Genomic DNA, 18,870 nt, shown 5'->3' with positions numbered 1-18,870 from the left:
TTTATATAATCAGCATTGCGTCGCCGAAGCTGAAGAAACGGTATTCTTCTTCAACCGCATGGTTATACGCACGCAGAACGTTTTCTCTGCCTGCAAGCGCACTGACCAGCATAATCAATGATGATTTCGGCAAGTGAAAGTTTGTAATCATTCCGTCAATGGCTTTGAATTCATAGCCCGGATAAATAAAAATAGATGTCCATCCGCTTGATGCTTTAAATCGCCCATCATGTTCACCGGCAATCGTTTCAAGCGTGCGGGTTGAGGTCGTGCCGACAGAAATAATCCGTCCGCCCTTTTCCCTTACGCTGTTTAAAGCCGCGGCCGTTTCTTCTGACATTTGATAGAACTCTGCATGCATATTATGCTCTTCCACTTCATCGGCACTGACCGGACGAAACGTTCCGAGACCGACATGCAGTGTGATGAACTCAATCTGAACACCTTTGTCCTTCAGCTGCTGTAAAATGTCTTCCGTGAAATGAAGTCCGGCTGTAGGCGCAGCGGCAGATCCGATTTCTTTTGAAAACACAGTTTGGTAGCGCTCTCTGTCATCAAGCTGTTCCTTAATATATGGCGGAAGCGGCATTTCTCCGAGTGATTCCAGCACCTCGTAAAAAATACCGTCGTATTGGAACTCAACTTTTCTGCCGCCATGCTCCAGCTCTTCCGTGCAGACAGCTTTTAATCTGCCGTCCCCAAATGTTACAACGGTTCCTTTTTTTACCCGTTTTGCCGGTTTGACGAGCGTTTCCCACCTGTCACCGGCTTCCTGTTTCAGCAAAAGCAGTTCTACTTTTGCCCCCGTATCCTCTTTTGTTCCAAATAACCGGGCAGGCAAAACGCGGGTATTGTTCAGCACGAGACAATCCCCTTCTTTAAAGAAACTGATGATCTGTTTAAACGAGCTGTCTGTCAGCTCTCCTGTATGTTTATCAAGCACCATCAGCCTTGAAGCGTCACGCTGTTCCAATGGCACCTGTGCAATTAAACGTTCCGGAAGTTCAAAATCAAATAAATCAACTTTCATAATTTCACCTTTATTCTAGTCTTTTGTTATTTCATTCTGCCGAAAAGATTAAGCAAGATTGATAATACCACACTTATGATAATACAAGTGACAGCCGGGAAGAAAAACGTCACATTTCCTTTTTTCACAAAAATATCTCCCGGCATCTTGCCGACAAAATGCAAAACCGCTCCGATAATAAGCAAAACAGCACCAAGAATCATAATGATCTTCGGAAATTCAGTCATATCGGGGAGCCTCCATTTGAAAATGATGATAAACGGCCGGTGTGACGATCCTTCCCCGCGGCGTTCTCTGGATAAAACCGATTTGCAGAAGATACGGTTCGTATACATCTTCAATCGTATGCGCTTCTTCGCCGATTGTGGCTGAAATCGTATCAAGCCCCACCGGACCGCCGTTAAATTTTTCGATCATTCCCATCAGCAGCTTGTGATCAATGTGATCCAAGCCGAGACGGTCGACTTGAAGCCGCTCCAAAGCGTCCTGAGAAACCTCTTCTGTAATCCGGCTGTCGCCTAACACCTGTGCAAAATCCCGGACCCTTCTCAGCAGGCGGTTGGCCACCCGCGGCGTTCCTCTTGATCTTCTGGCAATCTCAAGCGCTGACGGCTGATCAATTTCAACCTCAAACACATCAGCCGTTCTCGTAACAATATCAGCAAGCTCTTCTTGTGTATAATACTCAAGCCGCGACATGACGCCGAATCGATCTCTTAACGGCGCCGTCAAAAGCCCTACTCTTGTCGTGGCGCCGACCAGTGTAAAAGGCGGAAGATCAAGACGGACTGAACGGGCAGAAGGCCCTTTTCCAATGACAATATCAAGACAAAAATCTTCCATTGCCGGATAAAGCACCTCTTCAATCGATCTGTGCAGCCTATGTATCTCATCGATAAATAATACATCCCCCGGCTCGAGCGCCGTTAAGATCGCAGCCAAATCACCCGGCCTTTCAATCGCAGGTCCCGAAGTCGTCCGCAACTCCACTCCCATTTCGTTGGCAACGATGGAAGCAAGCGTCGTTTTTCCAAGCCCTGGCGGACCGTATAAAAGAACATGATCAAGCGTTTCCTGTCTCATTTTTGCGGCATCTATAAAAACACGCAAATTCTCTTTTACCTTATGCTGCCCGATGTATTGAACCAGGCGCTGAGGCCTCAGGCTTTGCTCTATCACTGATTCATGGTTGTCTGCTTCACTTGAGACGAGCCGTTCATCCATGAACATCACCTTACTTCAATAGTTTTTGTAATGCTTTTTTTACGTACTGGTCTGTTGTCAGACCAATATCCTCTTTTAAGTGAGGAAGTACCTTTTTGATTTCTTTTTCGGCATAACCAAGTACCCTGAGGGCCTCGAGTGCTTCTTCAAGCGCCGTTTCTGCCGTTTGTTTTTCAAGTCTTTCTTCATGATTGAACAGATTTTCAATCATTTCAGGCACGACGTCAGCCAGCTTTCCTTTTAAATCAAGGATAATCTGGCGGGCAGTTTTTTTGCCGACACCCGGAAACTTGACTAAAAAGGCTTCATCTTCATTTTCAATTGCTTGAATGACCGCTCCCGGGTCACCTGATCCCAAAATGGCGAGTGCCCCTTTTGGACCGATTCCGGTCACATTTAACAGCTTTGTAAAGAGCGCTTTTTCCTCCCTTGTTGAAAAGCCGTATAGTAAAAACGCATCTTCTCTTACATGATGGTACGTAAAAATGGTTTCTTGACTTCTCTCCTTATATATAAACGGATTTGGCGTAAAAATCTGATAGCCGATGCCGCCGTTTTCTATCACAATATATTGGGGAGATACATAATCAATCGTCCCTTTAACAAATTCGATCACGAAAATTCACCTCTTTGACTGTTCTTCATTGTACCATAAAAACAGCCAAAGGCTTAAAGAAAAGTTAACATATGTTCGCTTCTCATTCATTGTTCCACGAAAAAAAAGACATGAGCACATGTCTTCAATCAGCAGTGGTCACCCGCTGTACGTCTTGATATGTTCTATGACATCTTCAAACTCCGCTTTCGTCCGAAACGGAATGCCTTTTTCGAGATTTTTTTGCATATGGCTCTCCAGTCTTTCTAAGTCAATTTGAAAAAAAGATTGAATCGGTTCAGAATCCGACTCCGGCCGTCCATGAAAGGTGGAAATTACTCCGCTGTCAGAAACGCCGATATACCCATTCACCTTGCTGAGCGGAGAAATATCGTCCACCTGCTTCCGAAATAGAACGTACCCATTTTTATGTTCGACAAGCGTCCATCCCGCATAATCCGCCCAAAAGTCATCCATGGAAAGCACCTTTTCACGCTTATGCTCGATGCTGACCTCTCCATCCAAATACACTTTTTCAAGCTGCACATGCACTTGCAGCGGTTCATAGTGTTCCACTTCCGCCCCTGACGCGCGGGGAGCACCCATTAGAAAAGCTGCGGCTGAGCATAAAATCCCCAGCAACAGATACGCAGTGCTAAATCGTTTCACCCTTTACACCTCTTTGCACACGTTTATGACTAGTCTGACCAAAGAGGCTACTGCTTAACCGTTTCCTCAAAATTTGTTTGCACATTTTTCCTGACAAACCGTTCCTCTGGATACATATCGGCGTGCCGTTCTGAAATCGTCAGAAATTGTGTCAGGAAAGCACTGAGAAAATATAATGCTGCAAAAATCCATATCACGCCGCCTGCGCCGAGCGGGCCGATAAAAAGGCTCACGATGCCGGGAGCAATAAAAGCGCACAGACCCGACCCCAGATTTAACACAGACATGGCAGCACCTTTGTTATCAGGCGCAAGCGTCGGCAAAAGCGCGCTTAATGGAACATATCCGGCCAGTGCCGCACCGTAGCAGCAGGCAATGATCATCAGCACCCAGTACTGATGCCCGATCAATTGCGGCGTGTAATAGAGCGCCAGTGTAAAAATGCCGCAGCCGACTCCGCCAAACCACATGACAGTATTGCGCCAGCCCAGTTTATCTCCGACCGCGCCGAAAATGATGTTAAATACAATGTTGACAAAAAACAGCGTCCCCCAAATTTGCAGCCATTCTGAAACAGAATAGCCGTAACGCGCCAAATAGGTCGGAAGAAATATCGCAAATCCGAATTGTCCGATAGCATTTATTGTCTTGACTACGCCGCCGATGCCGACTTTAGGATTTTCAAACATAATTGTAAACGCCTTCGACAGCTCTTTCCATTTCGGCTGATCTTGTTTTTGTACAGGCATAAATTTATCTTTATTAAAAAACAGTGCGAGAACTCCGCCTGCTGCCACAAATAGTAAAGCGCTCCAAAGCGTATTGATTTCTCCAATCGCCGGAACCGCATAGCTCGAATAAAACGGTCCAAGCACGTTCAGGCCGCACGTAAACATAAACCAAAACCAGCCGACGGCTTTACCAAGGATTTGCTGAGAGGTGCTGTATGATACCCATACAAGAAACGAGTATGCAAACAGCGGGTATCCCAAGCCCCTGAGCGCGTAGCTGCCCAAGAGAGCCGGATAGTACATATGAGGAATCGCCCAGCCGATAAAAGCAACCGAACCGAGGATAAAAGCAAGTAAACCGACCGTCATCGTCTTTCTTGGCCCCCAAGTCTGGACAAAGGTTCCTGATAGCCAAGCCGAAATCGTGACAGCAATGCCATACACCGTAAACAGCGAAGCAGATTGCTGCATACTGAGACCGTGATCAACAAGAAAAGGAGACAGCCATCCTTGCTCAAGTCCGTCTCCAACCATAAAGATGACCACACCAATATAACCCCAAATCATGTGAGAAGGAATACCGATTTTGTTTAAAGCATTTCCTTTAGCATGTGCTGTATTCATGATTTCCACCGCCTACTTTTTATAAAGTATCAATGGAATGTATATACCCAAGCTTGCTGTATTGTAATCCCTTTATCTGAATATTAAAAAACAATTTTTTCAGTATGTTCAATGCTGACAGGCATGCCTAAAGCGAGCGACTGCTGAGCCGCCCTTGCTATTCGTTCCGCCTGAAAGCCGTCCTCGCCGGTGGAGGCAGTCTCCCGATTGGTTTTGATCGCATCTGCAAACTGAAGAATCTCTTCTGTGTAGGCTTCCTTATAGCGTTCAAGAAAAAAGAAATGCGGTTTATCCTTCATGACAAAGTCAGCCGTTGACACTTCTACCGTCGTCGGCCTGCTGTTATCCGCTGCTGCCGAGCCTTTCGTGCCGAAAACCTCGACCCGCTGGTCATATCCGTACACAGCTTGACGGCTGTTGTCTATCACACCCATGGCACCGTTTGCAAATGTCAAGGTAATGACAGCCGTATCAATGTCCCCCAGCTCTGCAAAGGACGGATTCACCAAAGCCGCTCCTTTTGCATACACTTCCGTCACTTCACTTCCCATGATGTATCTCGCCATATCAAAATCGTGAATCGACATATCGATAAATAAGCCGCCTGATGTGCGGACATAATCAACATTCGGGGGTTCAGGGTCCCGTGACGTAATTTTTAATAAATGAGGCGGGCCGATTTCACCATTTGAGACAATGGTTTTGATTTTCTTAAAATGAGGGTCGAAACGGCGGTTAAATCCGACTTGCAGCTTAACCCCATGTTTCCGCACGGCCGCAAGTGCCTCCTTCGTTTCATCAGGAGAAAAACTGATTGGTTTTTCACAAAAAATATGTTTTTTCGCCTCGGCTGCTTCTCTGATGATTTGCGCATGTGTGTTTGTTGGCGAACAGATAAAAACAGCGTCAATATCAGGATCAAGCAATAAATCTCTATAGTCAGCGGTTATGTATTCAATGTGGTGACTGGCGGCCCAATCCTGTAAACAGCTTGCAGAAATATCAGAAACCGCTTTTATTTTCATATGAGGAATCCGATGTATATTTTGAACATGAAGTTTGCCGATGCGCCCTGCACCGATAATTCCTGTCACCATCTGTTTCGTCATAGCGTGTTCCCCCTTGATAGTTTACGAAAGCGCTTTATTTCAAATTAATAGTATCCCATTTGTAAGCGCTTTTCAAGGAGTGGAATAAACGTTTTCATGTCTCTTTTATCACAATCAAAGCTTATAGGTAGCCTTCTTTCCCAAGACCAGATACACTATATTTAGGCTCTTTTTCCTGAACAGTTTTGGATTTTCCTATAAACAACTGCATAAAATAGAGCAAAGAAGGTGAATGAAATGCTGACAAAAGCAGAGGCACTGGCCCATTCAGTCATATACCGCCAAAACAGCAGATTTGATAAAGTCAAAGAGAAACCCGAGGAATTAACATTGATCGGCAAGGGACGAAGCGCCTATGTGTTTGCCATAACAGAAGGTGACCGGAAAATGGCGCTGAAGGTATTTTTTCCGGAGTATCAAGCGACAGCCGTCAAAGAAGCAGCGATTTATGAAAAATTAGCCGGATCCGCATTCTACCCTGACATTTATGAAACTGGTGATTCATTTATTTTAATGGAATATATTAAAGGCGATACCTTTTACAACTGCCTGAAAAAAGGCATCGCAATCAGCGACGATATGATTCAGCAGGTAGAGGACGCACTTTCTGACGCCCGTGCAGCTGGCCTCAACCCGTCAGACATTCATTTGCGCAATCTGATTCTGACAGAATCCGGAGCAGTGCGGGTCATTGATGTTGCGAGATTTGAACAGACGAAAACGTGCACGCAGTGGGACGATTTAAAAACGGCGTATCATACGCTTTATAAAAAGCCGATTTTCCCGAAAAAAATCCCGGGCTTTTGGCTTGAGGTTATTGCTTTTTTATATAAAAAAGATTGGTTTCAGAAGCACTTTGCACAACGGAAAAGAAAATATTCTTCATAGAAAAGGCAGCCGCATAAGCGGCTGCCTTTATCATTTTATTTTTACTTTCTGACAGCAGAAATCAATTTCATTTGTTCAGGCGACAGCTTGATGCGATATCCTCTCACACTCAAATAAACCGCGTCTGAGTTCTTTTCGCTGGAATGACAATATGTGTTTTCCATTTCTGTCTCCCCCACCCTTTATCTATTTTCCTTTATCATACCTTCACTTTATTGAGGAAATTTTAAAGAAATGTAAAGATCGTATAAAATCCGCGATATGATAAAATGAGAGAAAAAAAGGGAGAGAGTCACATCAAAACACGCAGTAAAGTCCCTCTTATTATATTCTCATGTCTTCTGTTCTTCGGCGGTGCCGTTTATTGGATGTTTTTTTCACTCAAAAACGTTCCGAAAGGCAGCCTCGTACAATCAGTGGAATCACCGGACGGAAGCTATACGCTAAACACTTATGTATCCAAAAATACCTTAGGCTCAGATGCCGCCAGAGGCGAACTCGTGAATGAAAAAACACTTGTCAAAAAAACAATCTACTGGAATTATCCTGACAGCAGACCAGCTGTTAAATGGTTGAACAACAATACAGTAAAAATCGGCGGCCAGACTTTACATCTTGATATCGATGAAACTTATGATTGGCGAAAGGATGATCATTGGATTCGTGAGGAACCGCCGCAAGCATCAGTGAGATGAGATAATGAAATATCCTTCTCGTTTTGCTTTTTATATACGCAATCAGCTTGGCTATTTATTTCTCAAAGACTGTTTCACAATTGGTGTCCACATGCCTTTATAAACAGAAGCGCGGCGTACTTCATACGCTGCGCTTTTTTTCACCCCATTCTCCCCTCTCATGATCATTACACGTTATATAATGTGACAGAATAATTGTAAAAATAGTTCAATTAACCCAAAATCCTCTTTATAAAGCAATCGAAACAACGTGAGGAGGAAGCTTGATGGCAGATTTTGTTGCTAGTTTAAACGCGGTCTTATGGAGTACACCCGTCATTTATATTTTATTAGGAATTGGATTGATCTTTTCTATTGTGACCCGTTTTTTACAAGTCAGACACATCAAGGAAATGATTGTGCTGATGTTTCAAGGCAAGAGCTCAGAGGCAGGGGTATCTTCGTTTCAAGCATTATCAATCGCTCTGTCCGGCAGGGTGGGGACCGGAAACATTGCAGGTGTGGCAACAGCAATTGCGTTCGGCGGACCCGGGGCGGTGTTCTGGATGTGGGCCATTGCTTTTATCGGTGCTTCGAGCGCCTTTGTTGAATCTACTCTTGCCCAAATTTATAAAGTGAAACAAGGCGGCCAATATCGAGGCGGACCCGCTTATTATATAGAAAAAGGATTAGGCATTAAGTGGTTTGCTGTTTTATTTGCGGCTGCGGCCCTTATTGCAATGGCTCTCCTTATGCCAGGGGTCCAGTCCAACTCCATTGCAGCGGGCGTCCAAAATGCATTCGGCATCTCTCCTGCCATTACTGGCTGTTTTCTTGTTCTCTTATTAGGTTTTATCATTTTCGGAGGTGTAAAACGTATCGCCAGTGCCGCACAAATGATTGTCCCGTTTATGGCAGTCGGATACATTCTGCTCTCTCTGATCATCATTGTGATGAATATTTCTGAACTGCCTGCTGTCATTTCTTTGATTTTCAGAAGCGCTTTTGCATTAGATTCCGCATTCGGCGGTCTCATCGGCATGGCCATTTCATGGGGCGTCAAACGAGGCATTTATTCAAACGAAGCCGGACAAGGAACAGGCCCTCATCCTGCTGCCGCCGCAGAGGTATCTCATCCGGTAAAGCAAGGATTGGTTCAGGCATTTTCTGTTTATATCGACACTTTATTTGTATGTTCCGCTACAGCATTCATGATTTTATTTACCGGTATGTACAATACACAGGCTGCCGACGGTTCATTTATTGTCAATCACCTGAAAGGTGTAGAAGCTGGACCGGGCTTCACTCAGGCCGCCATTGACAGTGTGCTGCCCGGCTTTGGTGCAGGCTTTGTCGCTATCGCTTTGTTCTTCTTCGCTTTTACAACCATTATGGCTTATTACTACATCGCTGAAACAAATATCGCATATTTAGCGAGAGGCAGAGAAAGCAAGTGGGCAATGCTGGGCTTAAAACTGATCATTTTAGCCGCGACATTCTACGGTGCTGTCAAAACCGCTACACTTGCTTGGGCATTAGGTGACGCGGGACTTGGCATTATGGTTTGGCTGAACGTCATTGCCATTGTTTTGCTCGCCAAGCCGGCGCTTATTGCGTTAAAGGATTATGAGCAACAGAAGAAACAAGGCTTAGACCCAGTCTTTGATCCTAAAGCTCTCGGCATCAAAAACGCTGATTTCTGGGAGAAAGAATACACACACGAAAATGAGCGCGTCTCTTAAGATGAAAAAAGACCGGCCTGAGATCACTTCGCGCCGGTCATTTTTATCTTACTGGTAATTTGTATACACTGCCTGAACATCATCATCGTCTTCAAGCGCATCGATCAATTTTTCCAGTTTTTCAACAGCCTCATCATCAGCCTCTGCATATGTTTTCGGAATCATGGTTACTTCAGCTGAATCAACTGGATAATTTGCTTCAAGTGCTGTTTTTACCTCTTCAAAACGTTCAGGCGCGTTAATACCTCAAAGAATTCATCCTCTGTCTGCAGCTCTTCGCCGCCCGCTTCTATGACATCAAGCATCAAGTCATCCTCTTCTATTTGCCGATGTGTGCGGTCAATTGCAATGTACCCCTTCCGTTCAAACAAAAATGCTACACATCCGCTTTCTCCGAGACTTCCGCCGTTTTTATTGAAAGCTGTCCGCACATTTGTCGCCGTACGGTTTTTATTATCAGTTAAGCACTCCACCATGACGGCAACCCCTGAGGGACCGTAGCCTTCATAGGTGATTTCCTCGTAGCTGCTGCCGTCCTGGCTTCCTGCGGCTTTTTTTAGGGCACGGTCTATATTATCATTTGGCATATTGGCGCCTTTTGCTTTTTCAATCACAAGCCGCAATGCTGAATTTGCTTCAGGATCGGCTCCGCCTTGCTTTGCTGCCACATAGATTTCTTTAGCAAGCTTCATAAATACTTTTTCGCGCTTTGCGTCTTGCGCATTTTTTCTTTTTTGGATGTTTTTCCACTTAGAATGGCCAGCCATGCTTTCACCTTCCTTGATATTTCTATGTACACTTTAATGGGTATTGCAAGCCGTTGTAAAGAAAAAGACCGCCGGGAATCACTCTCCGGCAGCCTTCTTAGTCCTAGCGTCTGTTCATTTTATGAAGTCTTGTGAACAGTCCTTTATCTGTAGATACTTGAACGTCACGGCCATCCGCATAGTTTCGTGCGGCTTTTTTGACATTTTGCCTGTCAGACTGTGTAAAATCAGCGTGGCTTCTGACTGCGATGACTACTTTGTCATCCGTTACCATCACTTGTGTGTCGTTGACGTTTTTGACTTGTTTCACACGATTGGCGATTTTTGCGGCAAGTCTTCTGTTCTCTTGGTTGTCATACCCGTTGTTGTTCGTCCCATTTCGGTTCATGTTTCTGTTATTTGTGTTGTTATATGTTCCGTCAGTTGCCAATGGGACGCGATCATCTGCAGTAACACGGTCGTTTACATTGGTTGTGTTTCGGTCACGGCCGTTCTGGCCGTTCTGGTCCTCCATCAATTCAGAGACCGGACCGTCGTGATCCATCCCGTCTCCCTGTCTGTCAGCATCATTCTCATTTGTATAATATCCGATTGGACGGGTATTGCCGTTATTACCGTTATTACGCGTATCATTAAGGGCATCATTATTTGCGCCGCATGCTGTTAATCCGGCTGTCATCAAAATGAGGCCTGCAATTGTTAACTTTCTACCCAATGGAAAAACCCCCCGAGGACTGATTGAGCATGTTGTGCTCGTTTTTATCATGTGCATCAGGGAGATATGTTAAGCGTGTCAGTTATGACCATTCGACGATTGTAAGACAATATAAAAAAAGGAACGATTTACATCGTCCCGAACAATCATTCACTTTCTTCTTCCGGGCGTCCAAACATCTGGTTTGTTGAAGGCTGATTTGGCATGGAAGTTCCGGCTGCATACGGATTCGGATTTGCTCCTCCGTAAGGCATATAAGGAGTTCCATATGCTCCTCCCTGATATCCAGGTGCTGAGAAGTATGGCTGCTGATCATCGTCACACCCGCAATCATCATGATCCTTAAATGGCGGCATATAACCATGCGCCATATTTGGCTGATAAGCACCCATCACTTGAGGAGCGCCATAATAAGGACCATATGGCATATGCCCATAAGGAGATCCATAAGCCGGCGATGCATATTGAGGCGCGCCGTGCGAAGGCTGATATCCGTAATGCCCGTGATGGCTGTTTTCATGATGCTGGTTATCATATTCACCCGGATCATATTGCGAAGGTGATACAAAACCTGGCTGGTAGCCATAAGGCTGATGCATCGGAAATGCATGTGCAGGATAGTATGGGTAGCACAGGCCGGATCCAGGGAGAATCGGTGAGATAGGAACCGGACATGGCACAAAATGGGCTGGATACGGATAGTATGGCTGAACTGCCGGCATATTCGGAACAGTGTGGTGGATGTTTTCTTCTTCCATACCGCCTACATCTGGCGCTTTAGGCGTATTAGGCATATTCGGATAATTTGCATTCTCCATATTACTCATTGCCTCCTGTTGTGGAAATTGATCTTGCATGTCATACATATGATCTATATTTCCGTCATGATGCTTTTTAGGCTCCTCCGGTTTAGGAGGCGACCAAGGCTGAAAAAGCTGATTCATATCATAATAATCGTTCACATCAGCTTCAGGATACACATTATCATGCAAATTCGGCATCGGCGGGACAAAAGGAACAGACTGCTTTTCTTTCGGTTTTGTGTCTTCTACGTCGACAACGGATTTAGGCTTCTCCTTAGAAAATGGGTGTTCTTGCTTCTCATCCCCGACTGCCGCCGGACTTTTGCCCGCTTTTATCTCTTTTCTGACTGGAACACCTCCAGACGGCACTTTTATTTTCATCCCAGGCATGATTAAATCTGGATTGCTGAGCTGCGTATTGAGTTTTTTTACTTCCTCAACATCAACTCCGTATTTTTCAGCTATTTTCCAGAGTGAATCGCCTTTTTGAACGATATGGATTTTCAACGTTTTCCCCTCCTATGCAAAACGTGAACAGTTCAGTTGTGATTACAATATGTTTCTTCACAACATATGCCTGATCGAAAGAAATTATGAGTACAGGAGGGGAAATATTTCTGGTTTACGTGATGGAAAGCATTCGATTCAGCGCAAGAAGGGCATCGTCCTGAATGACTTTCGGCACTTTGATCACGCCTGCTGGTTCTCCTTTTTCTATTTGTTCTAAAGACCAGAGCAAGTGCGGGAGGTCAATTCGATTCATCGTCAGACATGGACACATATCCGGATTGAGTGATTCGATCTGTTTGTCGGAATGCTCTTGAATCAGTCGCTGAACAAGATTCATTTCTGTACCGATTGCCCATTTGCTTCCCGGCTGAGCGTGGCTGATTGTATCAATAATATATTTCGTTGATCCGCTGTCGTCGCTTTGCATTACGACTTCATGGGAGCATTCAGGATGAACAATGATCCGGATGTCAGAATCTCGTTCTCTCAAATCATTTATGTTTTTGACGGTGAATTTTTCATGTACAGAGCAGTGGCCTTTCCAAAGAATAACCTTGATATCGTTTTGTTCTGCCTCGTTCTCTAATTGCTCTTGAATCGGGTCCCAGACAGCCATGTCCTCAAGCGGTATACCCAGTTCATAAGCGGTGTTCCTTCCTAAATGCTGATCAGGCAGAAATAAAATGCGTTTTTTCTGTGTAAACGCCCATTCAAGCACTTTTTTGGCATTGGATGAGGTTACAGTCGCTCCGCCGTGCTTTCCGACAAATGCCTTGATCTCCGCTGTAGAATTCACATAGGTTAATGGTATGATCGTGTCGCCGAATATATGCTGAAGTTTCTCCCACGCCCTGTTCGTCTGCTGCATGTCAGCCATATCAGCCATAGAACAGCCCGCTCTCATATCTGGCAGGATGACCGTTTGGTCCGTACCTGTCAGCATATCAGCGGTCTCTGCCATAAAATGTACGCCGCAAAATACAATATATTCCGCATCCTTATTTTTTTCCGCCATTTGGGCAAGCTGGAGTGAATCGCCCGTTTGGTCAGCAAATTGAATTACTTCATCCTTTTGGTAATGATGGCCTGGAATAAACAACCTGCTCCCGAACTTTTCCTTAATCGCTGCAACACGTCTCTCCATCTCTTTCATTGACAGCCCTTTATAATGATCAGGCATCATTTCAAATTGTTTGATTGCATCAAGAATTGACATAACCGCATTCCTCCACTGACTGATTTGTTAACGCTACATCCATGCTGATATCTAAGCTTCTGACCGAATGAGTCAGAAATCCTAAGGAAATATAATTCACACCCGTCCCTCTAAAAGCGGGCAGAGATTCTAATGTAATTCCTCCGGAAGCTTCGGTTTTAATGTGATCCGGTGTGATATTTGCAAAATGGCGGACAGTGTCAGGCGGGCAATTGTCAAACATAATGACATCAGCTTCAGCAAGAATGGCTTCTCTGAGCTGCTCCTCAGATTCAATTTCCACTTCAATATTCACCATGTGCCCTGCTGCCTGCCGCGCTTTTTCACACGCCTTTACAATGGAACCGCAAGCTGCAATATGATTATCTTTGATCATGATTCCGTCGTACAGGCCGAATCGATGGTTATATCCTCCTCCGACCCTGACCGCATATTTTTCGAGCATTCTTAACCCCGGCGTCGTTTTCCTTGTGTCACAAACCTTAATCTGTTCATCATCAAGCCGTTCAACAGCCTGCCTTGTCATCGTCGCAATACCCGACAGCCTTTGAATAAGATTTAATACTACCCTCTCTCCAGAAAGAAGAGCAGCGGCCGGCCCGCGTAAGACGGCAATCACATCACCCTTTCGCAAATGATCTCCATCTTTTTTGTGTAAAAACGTCTGAACCTTTTCATCTAATAAAGCAAAGCCTTCCTTAATCACCGCAGCTCCGGCGAAAATGCCGTCTGACTTTGCAACAATTGAGGCCTCACAGTTCTGTCCTTCAAAGATGGACTGTGATGTAAGATCTCCCGTTCCTATATCCTCATGAAAAAAGTGATTCAGCAATTTTTTCAGCTGCAAATGATTCATTTTTCCAAATCCCTTCGTTTTTTCTCATTTTGGTTCCCTTTTTTGTATGGACAATTTGTCTGCCTTGCCAGCCTGCATCAGCCTGAGGAACATCAACTCGAAAATGCGCCCCCCTGCTTTCTTCCCGCAATAGAGCAGACGAAGTCATCAGCTTTGCGACCTGCCACAAGTGAGAAAGCTCCAGCTGCGGAATTGTGATATCCTTCACATTTATCTTCTGAGATGGGAGCCCATAAAGCCAATTGCTCATCTCAATCAGTCTGTCTTTTTCTCTTACTATGGACATGTCGCTTGTCATTCTGTTTTGCAGTTCAGAAAGCTTAATATTCGGCACCTCATAAACACCGCTGGTTTCACCGTTGAATTGACTATACCTGTTATCAACCGGTTTTCTCATGATATGTTCTGCTGCTCTTTTACCAAATACAAGTGCCTCCAGCAAGGAATTGCTCGCAAGACGATTGGCTCCGTGTAAGCCGGTGCATGCAGTTTCCCCTATCGCGTAAAGCCCGGGCACAGTTGTTTCTCCCCACCGATTGACTGAAACGCCTCCCATTAAGAAATGCATTCCCGGCGCAACAGGTATTTTTCTTTTACGAATATCAACCCCTGCCTTTTCGCAAATAGAGGTGATTGTGGGAAAACGCACTTCGAAGTCAGAAATAGCGCTGCAATCAATATACACACGTTTTCCTTTTGCTATTTCTTCATGAATCACCCGCGAGACGACGTCCCGTGGTGCTAAATCCTCCAGCGGATGCCGTCCGGCCATAATACGGCGGCCGTTTTGGTCTGTTATAAAACCGCCCTCACCTCTGACTGCCTCTGAAACAAGCCCACACGAGACGCCATTTTTGACGAGAAGTGTAGGATGAAACTGGGTAAACTCTAAATCAGTTAATTCCGCTCCGGCCCGGTAAGCAAGTGAAAGACCATCACCCGTGACAGATGGATCGTTCGTATGGTGCTGAAACAAGCTTCCGCATCCGCCAGCTGCCAGCACAACCTCATCCGCATGCCGCAAATTGATCCGGCCGCGGCCGTCTTTCGTCACTACACCGGCACAGCGCCCATTCTTCATCAGCAATTCAACCGCTGTTTCATTCTCGATGACTTCGATTTGGCTATTGATTTGTTTCAGCAAGTAATCAATGAGCATGCTGCCTGTAGCGTCTCCGCCCGCATGAAAAATGCGGTTGCGCGTATGGGCTCCTTCCCTGCCGAGGCTGACTTTGCCTTGTTTATCCCGGTCAAATGGAAAGTCATTCTCCAGAAAGTTCTCAATGATGGTTTTTCCATCAAGTAAAACGTCTGATACGATGTTTTGATCGTTATGTCCGCAGCCTGCATATAACGTATCCTCCATATGAGACGCAATCGAGTCATCTTTTGCATAAGCCGCCGCAATTCCGCCCTGTGCATGTCTTGAATTGCTGTTTTTTGTGCTTTTTTTCGTGATGACAGTCACCTGGTATGATGGCGGAAGTGCAGAAGCCAGGGCAAGTGCCGCCGCTCCTGAACCAATAACCGCAATCGCCTTTATAGACATATGCCACCTCCTGTTGTTTACACCTGTCTTGACACCTATATTTACACAACGATAAAATAAACTCAAGAGTTTTTTATGAAGAACATATGGAGGAAAGACCGGATGATTTATTTAGATTATGCAGCAACCACACCAATTTGCGAGGAAGCACTGGACGTATTTCAGAAGCTCAGCATTGATATGTACGGGAATGCCAGCAGCTTGCATGACGCTGGGGGAAAAGCAAAGCATATACTGGAGTACTGCCGGGGGAAAATAGCTGACATAATCGGCGGAGAAACAGGCGGTATATATTTTACAAGCGGCGGCACTGAATCCAATTTTCTTGCCATTCAATCATTGTTAAACGGCCTGCCAAAAACAAAAAGACATTTTATTACGACTGCCATGGAACATCAATCAATCCATAACTGTGCTGCTTTACTGCAGAATCTTGGCTTTGACGTGACAATCATTAAGCCTAATGAGTACGGACTTATTACCGAGGAAATATTGGCAGCTCATATTCGCCCGGACACAGGCCTGGTTTCTATTCAGCATGCCAATTCAGAAACAGGAATTATTCAGCCCATTAAACACCTGTCATCGTATCTTCACAACAGGCAAATTCTTCTTCATTGTGATGCGGTACAAACATTCGGCAAACTGCCCATCCATACTGAAGAAATGGGGGTGGATGCTCTCTCTATTTCCAGTCATAAAATTCACGGCCCTAAAGGAGTCGGAGCTGTCTATATTCGGCCGGACGTCAATTGGAAACCGGTGTACCCTGACACCGTTCATGAGAATGGGTTTCGAGCAGGCACGATAAACGTACCGGGTATCGGAGCCTTTACAGCGGCAGCGGAGCTGATCGTAAGTGAAATGGAAAGTCAGATATCCCATAATCAAATGTTAAGACAATACTTTTTAGAACAAATCCGTATTCGGTCTCTCCCTGTAACCCTTGCGGCAGATGGTGCAAACACAGAATGTCTGCCCCATATTATCGGGTGTTTTTTTGGCTCATTTGAAGGACAATATGTTATGTTAGAATGTAATCGGAATAATATTTGCATTTCAACGGGCAGCGCTTGTTCTGCAGGTTATCACGGGCCGTCTGAAACGATGAAAGCGTTAAGAAAAACAGAACAGGAAGCCCTGCAATTTATCCGCATCTCTTTCGGAAAAAACACAACAACTGAACAGCTGGATATGTTATTACATACGTTTACAGCGCTTTTGGAACAAAGGAAAGGAGAATATCATATTGACCGAAGAATTAAAGCTCTTGGGCGCCAATAGGCGTGAGCAGCTTCTTTTGTGGCTGAAGGAATCCACATCGCCGCTGACAGGAGGAGAGCTCGCAAAAAAAGCAAATGTTTCGAGACAGGTGATCGTTCAGGATATCTCGCTTTTAAAAGCGAGAAACGAGCCGATTATCGCCACAAGCCAAGGCTATGTCTATCTGGACGCCGCCGCTCAGAAGCATCAGCAGGCAGAAAGAATCATAGCGTGTCTGCACGGGCCTGAACGGACAGAAGAAGAATTGCAGCTCATCGTGGATGAAGGGGTAACTGTAAAAGACGTAAAAATTGAGCACCCTGTATACGGAGATTTAACTGCAGCGATCCAAGTCGGCACGCGAAAAGAAGTCGAACATTTCATCAAAAAGATCAATTCCACAAATGCCGCCTATTTATCACAGCTGACAGATGGTGTGCATCTTCATACACTGACAGCACCCGATGAACATCGCATCGATCAAGCCTGTCAAGCACTCGAAGAAGCCGGTATTTTGATTGAAGACTAAAAAAAGCCCTAATAGGGCTTTTTATAATTGATAAGATTGATATGTACCAAGCAGCTTTACTTTGCATCCGAGCGCTTCAAGCTCCTGCATAGCCCCAGGGATTAATACTTCATCAAACGCCTGTTCAATATCAATAATAAAGAAATAATTCCCTAACCCGGTTTTGGTCGGACGGGATTCGATTTTTGACAGGTTTAAGTTTCTCCAAGAAAAAGCAGACAGCACTCTATGCAGCGCTCCGGACTGATCATCCTGCGGAAGCATCACCATCAGTGTTGTTTTTGGTCTTGAATTCAATTTTGAATTCACTTCAAAGGTTATATTTTCATCAGGAGACAGAATGACAAATCGCGTATGATTGTCTCTATAATCCTGTATATCCCGTTTTACGATTTTTAATTCGTATGTAGAAGCCGCCATTTCATTGGCAATCACCCCGATATTCAGCTCGGGATGGTCACTGACAAACTTTGCCGCCGCTCCGGTTGAATTGGCATATTCATACGGCACGGAAGAAAAATGCCGATGGAGAAATTTATGGCACTGCGCAATCGCATGTGAGTGAGAATAAATTTTGTCTAGATCTTTCCACGCATTTTCTCTGGAAGGATGAACGAGTAAGTGCTGATGAATCGGTAATGTCATTTCACCTACGATGGGCAGAGGCTGTTCATGTATTAAATAGTCTATTGTTAAATTTACTGATCCTTCTAATGCGTTCTCTAAAGGAACAAAAGCAAAATCAACCTCACCTGCGACTGCCGCATCTATACATTCCGGTATCGTGCGGTAAGCAACATGCTCGGCGCCATTTTGGAAACAAGAACTGACTGCTAGATGTGTGAATGTAGCTGCTGGACCTAAATAACCGACTTTCATGACAATATTCTCTCCCCTTACGCTCCTGAACCTAATATTTCAACCTTTTCTACAAAGTCAAACTTTCTCATCTTGTTCATTAATGTATGAATATCCTCTTCCATTGCAGATGTACTGATAGACAGCGTTACGTTTGCTCTCCCTTGAAGCGGGATGGTCTGGTGAATGGAAAGAACGTTGCTTCCAGAGTCAGCCACCGCCTGAAGGAGCTGAGATAACGCCCCGGAGCGATCCTCTAAATGAAAGAAAAGTGTGATAATTTGCTCTTTAACCATTGTATAAAAAGGAAAAACGGCATCTCTGTATTTATAAAATGCACTTCTGCTTAAATCCACCTTTTGAACGGCATCTGCCACTGATTCTGCTTTTTTTCGATCCAGCAGTTTTTTGACTTCCAATGTTTTTCTCATCGCATCAGGCAACACATCTTCACGGACAAGATAAAACGTCTCCTCTTTCACTTGCATCCCCCCTTTTGAAAATAGAGAGCCTGATAT

Annotated in this window: 20 protein-coding genes and 1 pseudogene; 5 read left to right on the top strand and 16 right to left on the bottom strand. The window is 44.8% G+C overall.

Features of this window, described 5'->3' with window-relative positions:
* Position 1: 1 nt before the first annotated feature.
* The 7 genes from queA to iolG all read right to left on the bottom strand — a co-directional run bounded on the left by queA (position 2) and on the right by iolG (position 5,982).
* Entirely contained in the window at positions 2 to 1,030 is a 1,029-nt protein-coding gene (gene queA, locus H7F27_RS07320; protein WP_024122327.1) for a tRNA preQ1(34) S-adenosylmethionine ribosyltransferase-isomerase QueA, read from the bottom strand.
* A 26-nt stretch (positions 1,031 to 1,056) separates the two neighbouring features.
* On the bottom strand, positions 1,057 to 1,257 hold the full coding sequence (locus H7F27_RS07315) for a DUF2905 domain-containing protein (RefSeq protein ID WP_101861158.1): 201 nt from the start codon (positions 1,255 to 1,257) through the stop codon (positions 1,057 to 1,059).
* Positions 1,250 to 2,254, bottom strand: a complete 1,005-nt coding sequence (gene ruvB / locus H7F27_RS07310) for a Holliday junction branch migration DNA helicase RuvB (RefSeq protein ID WP_101861159.1) — start codon at positions 2,252 to 2,254, stop codon at positions 1,250 to 1,252. Before ruvB ends, H7F27_RS07315 begins: the two co-directional genes overlap by 8 nt.
* A gap of 10 nt (positions 2,255 to 2,264) precedes the next feature.
* Positions 2,265 to 2,870: a Holliday junction branch migration protein RuvA gene (ruvA, locus tag H7F27_RS07305; RefSeq protein WP_024122330.1), complete on the bottom strand. Its 606-nt coding sequence runs from the start codon at positions 2,868 to 2,870 to the stop codon at positions 2,265 to 2,267.
* Between the two features lie 138 nt (positions 2,871 to 3,008).
* Positions 3,009 to 3,518: an intercompartmental signaling factor BofC gene (locus tag H7F27_RS07300; protein ID WP_024122331.1), complete on the bottom strand. Its 510-nt coding sequence runs from the start codon at positions 3,516 to 3,518 to the stop codon at positions 3,009 to 3,011.
* Between the two features lie 47 nt (positions 3,519 to 3,565).
* Positions 3,566 to 4,873, bottom strand: a complete 1,308-nt coding sequence (locus H7F27_RS07295) for an MFS transporter (RefSeq protein ID WP_185848760.1) — start codon at positions 4,871 to 4,873, stop codon at positions 3,566 to 3,568.
* 83 nt (positions 4,874 to 4,956) lie between these two features.
* Positions 4,957 to 5,982, bottom strand: a complete 1,026-nt coding sequence (gene iolG / locus H7F27_RS07290; protein WP_185848759.1) for an inositol 2-dehydrogenase — start codon at positions 5,980 to 5,982, stop codon at positions 4,957 to 4,959.
* 237 nt (positions 5,983 to 6,219) lie between these two features.
* Here iolG and H7F27_RS07285 point away from each other — a divergent pair, with 237 nt between their 5' ends.
* The gene (locus H7F27_RS07285; RefSeq protein ID WP_024122334.1) at positions 6,220 to 6,870 is read left to right on the top strand and encodes a phosphotransferase; all 651 of its coding nucleotides are present in this window, start codon (positions 6,220 to 6,222) and stop codon (positions 6,868 to 6,870) included.
* 41 nt (positions 6,871 to 6,911) lie between these two features.
* Here H7F27_RS07285 and H7F27_RS07280 read toward each other — a convergent pair whose 3' ends face one another.
* Positions 6,912 to 7,034 carry a hypothetical protein gene (locus H7F27_RS07280; protein ID WP_024122335.1) on the bottom strand — a complete coding sequence of 41 codons (123 nt, stop codon included), beginning with the start codon at positions 7,032 to 7,034 and terminating at the stop codon, positions 6,912 to 6,914.
* A 204-nt stretch (positions 7,035 to 7,238) separates the two neighbouring features.
* On the opposite strand from H7F27_RS07280, the gene H7F27_RS07275 reads away from it, so the two are divergent.
* On the top strand, positions 7,239 to 7,565 hold the full coding sequence (locus H7F27_RS07275; protein WP_260627347.1) for a DUF5412 domain-containing protein: 327 nt from the start codon (positions 7,239 to 7,241) through the stop codon (positions 7,563 to 7,565).
* Positions 7,566 to 7,831: 266 nt separating this feature from the next.
* Positions 7,832 to 9,286 (top strand): alanine/glycine:cation symporter family protein, encoded by a 1,455-nt coding sequence (locus H7F27_RS07270; protein ID WP_185848757.1) that lies wholly within the window; start codon positions 7,832 to 7,834, stop codon positions 9,284 to 9,286.
* Positions 9,287 to 9,334: 48 nt separating this feature from the next.
* Here the strand turns inward: H7F27_RS07270 and H7F27_RS07265 are convergent.
* From H7F27_RS07265 to nadB, 6 genes and pseudogenes are all read right to left on the bottom strand, one after another.
* Positions 9,335 to 10,053 (bottom strand): annotated as a pseudogene (locus H7F27_RS07265) (YebC/PmpR family DNA-binding transcriptional regulator).
* 103 nt (positions 10,054 to 10,156) lie between these two features.
* The gene (locus H7F27_RS07260) at positions 10,157 to 10,768 is read right to left on the bottom strand and encodes a YhcN/YlaJ family sporulation lipoprotein (RefSeq protein WP_024122340.1); all 612 of its coding nucleotides are present in this window, start codon (positions 10,766 to 10,768) and stop codon (positions 10,157 to 10,159) included.
* A gap of 146 nt (positions 10,769 to 10,914) precedes the next feature.
* Positions 10,915 to 12,078 (bottom strand): spore coat assembly protein SafA, encoded by a 1,164-nt coding sequence (gene safA, locus H7F27_RS07255; RefSeq protein ID WP_185848756.1) that lies wholly within the window; start codon positions 12,076 to 12,078, stop codon positions 10,915 to 10,917.
* A gap of 115 nt (positions 12,079 to 12,193) precedes the next feature.
* Entirely contained in the window at positions 12,194 to 13,297 is a 1,104-nt protein-coding gene (nadA, locus tag H7F27_RS07250; RefSeq protein ID WP_185848755.1) for a quinolinate synthase NadA, read from the bottom strand.
* A complete protein-coding gene (nadC, locus tag H7F27_RS07245; RefSeq protein WP_106020195.1) occupies positions 13,284 to 14,153 on the bottom strand; it encodes a carboxylating nicotinate-nucleotide diphosphorylase in 870 nt (289 codons plus the stop codon). Before nadC ends, nadA begins: the two co-directional genes overlap by 14 nt.
* Positions 14,107 to 15,702, bottom strand: coding sequence for an L-aspartate oxidase (gene nadB / locus H7F27_RS07240; protein ID WP_185848754.1), 1,596 nt, complete (start codon positions 15,700 to 15,702; stop codon positions 14,107 to 14,109). The genes nadC and nadB overlap by 47 nt, the downstream gene beginning before the upstream one ends.
* A 102-nt stretch (positions 15,703 to 15,804) precedes the next feature.
* Here nadB and H7F27_RS07235 point away from each other — a divergent pair, with 102 nt between their 5' ends.
* Positions 15,805 to 16,986, top strand: a complete 1,182-nt coding sequence (locus tag H7F27_RS07235) for an IscS subfamily cysteine desulfurase (RefSeq protein WP_024122345.1) — start codon at positions 15,805 to 15,807, stop codon at positions 16,984 to 16,986.
* Entirely contained in the window at positions 16,952 to 17,494 is a 543-nt protein-coding gene (locus H7F27_RS07230; protein WP_095714293.1) for a transcription repressor NadR, read from the top strand. Before H7F27_RS07235 ends, H7F27_RS07230 begins: the two co-directional genes overlap by 35 nt.
* A 21-nt stretch (positions 17,495 to 17,515) precedes the next feature.
* Here H7F27_RS07230 and pheA read toward each other — a convergent pair whose 3' ends face one another.
* Positions 17,516 to 18,373: a prephenate dehydratase gene (pheA, locus tag H7F27_RS07225; RefSeq protein WP_024122347.1), complete on the bottom strand. Its 858-nt coding sequence runs from the start codon at positions 18,371 to 18,373 to the stop codon at positions 17,516 to 17,518.
* A gap of 17 nt (positions 18,374 to 18,390) precedes the next feature.
* Positions 18,391 to 18,834: a transcriptional regulator ThrR gene (thrR, locus tag H7F27_RS07220; RefSeq protein WP_010335153.1), complete on the bottom strand. Its 444-nt coding sequence runs from the start codon at positions 18,832 to 18,834 to the stop codon at positions 18,391 to 18,393.
* Positions 18,835 to 18,870 lie beyond the last annotated feature (36 nt).

This window comes from Bacillus sp. PAMC26543 (genome assembly GCF_014250375.1).
Lineage (GTDB): Bacteria > Bacillota > Bacilli > Bacillales > Bacillaceae > Bacillus > Bacillus halotolerans.
The sequence above is the reverse complement of the archived record's forward strand: the minus strand, read 5'-3'. Positions and strand labels throughout refer to the sequence as shown.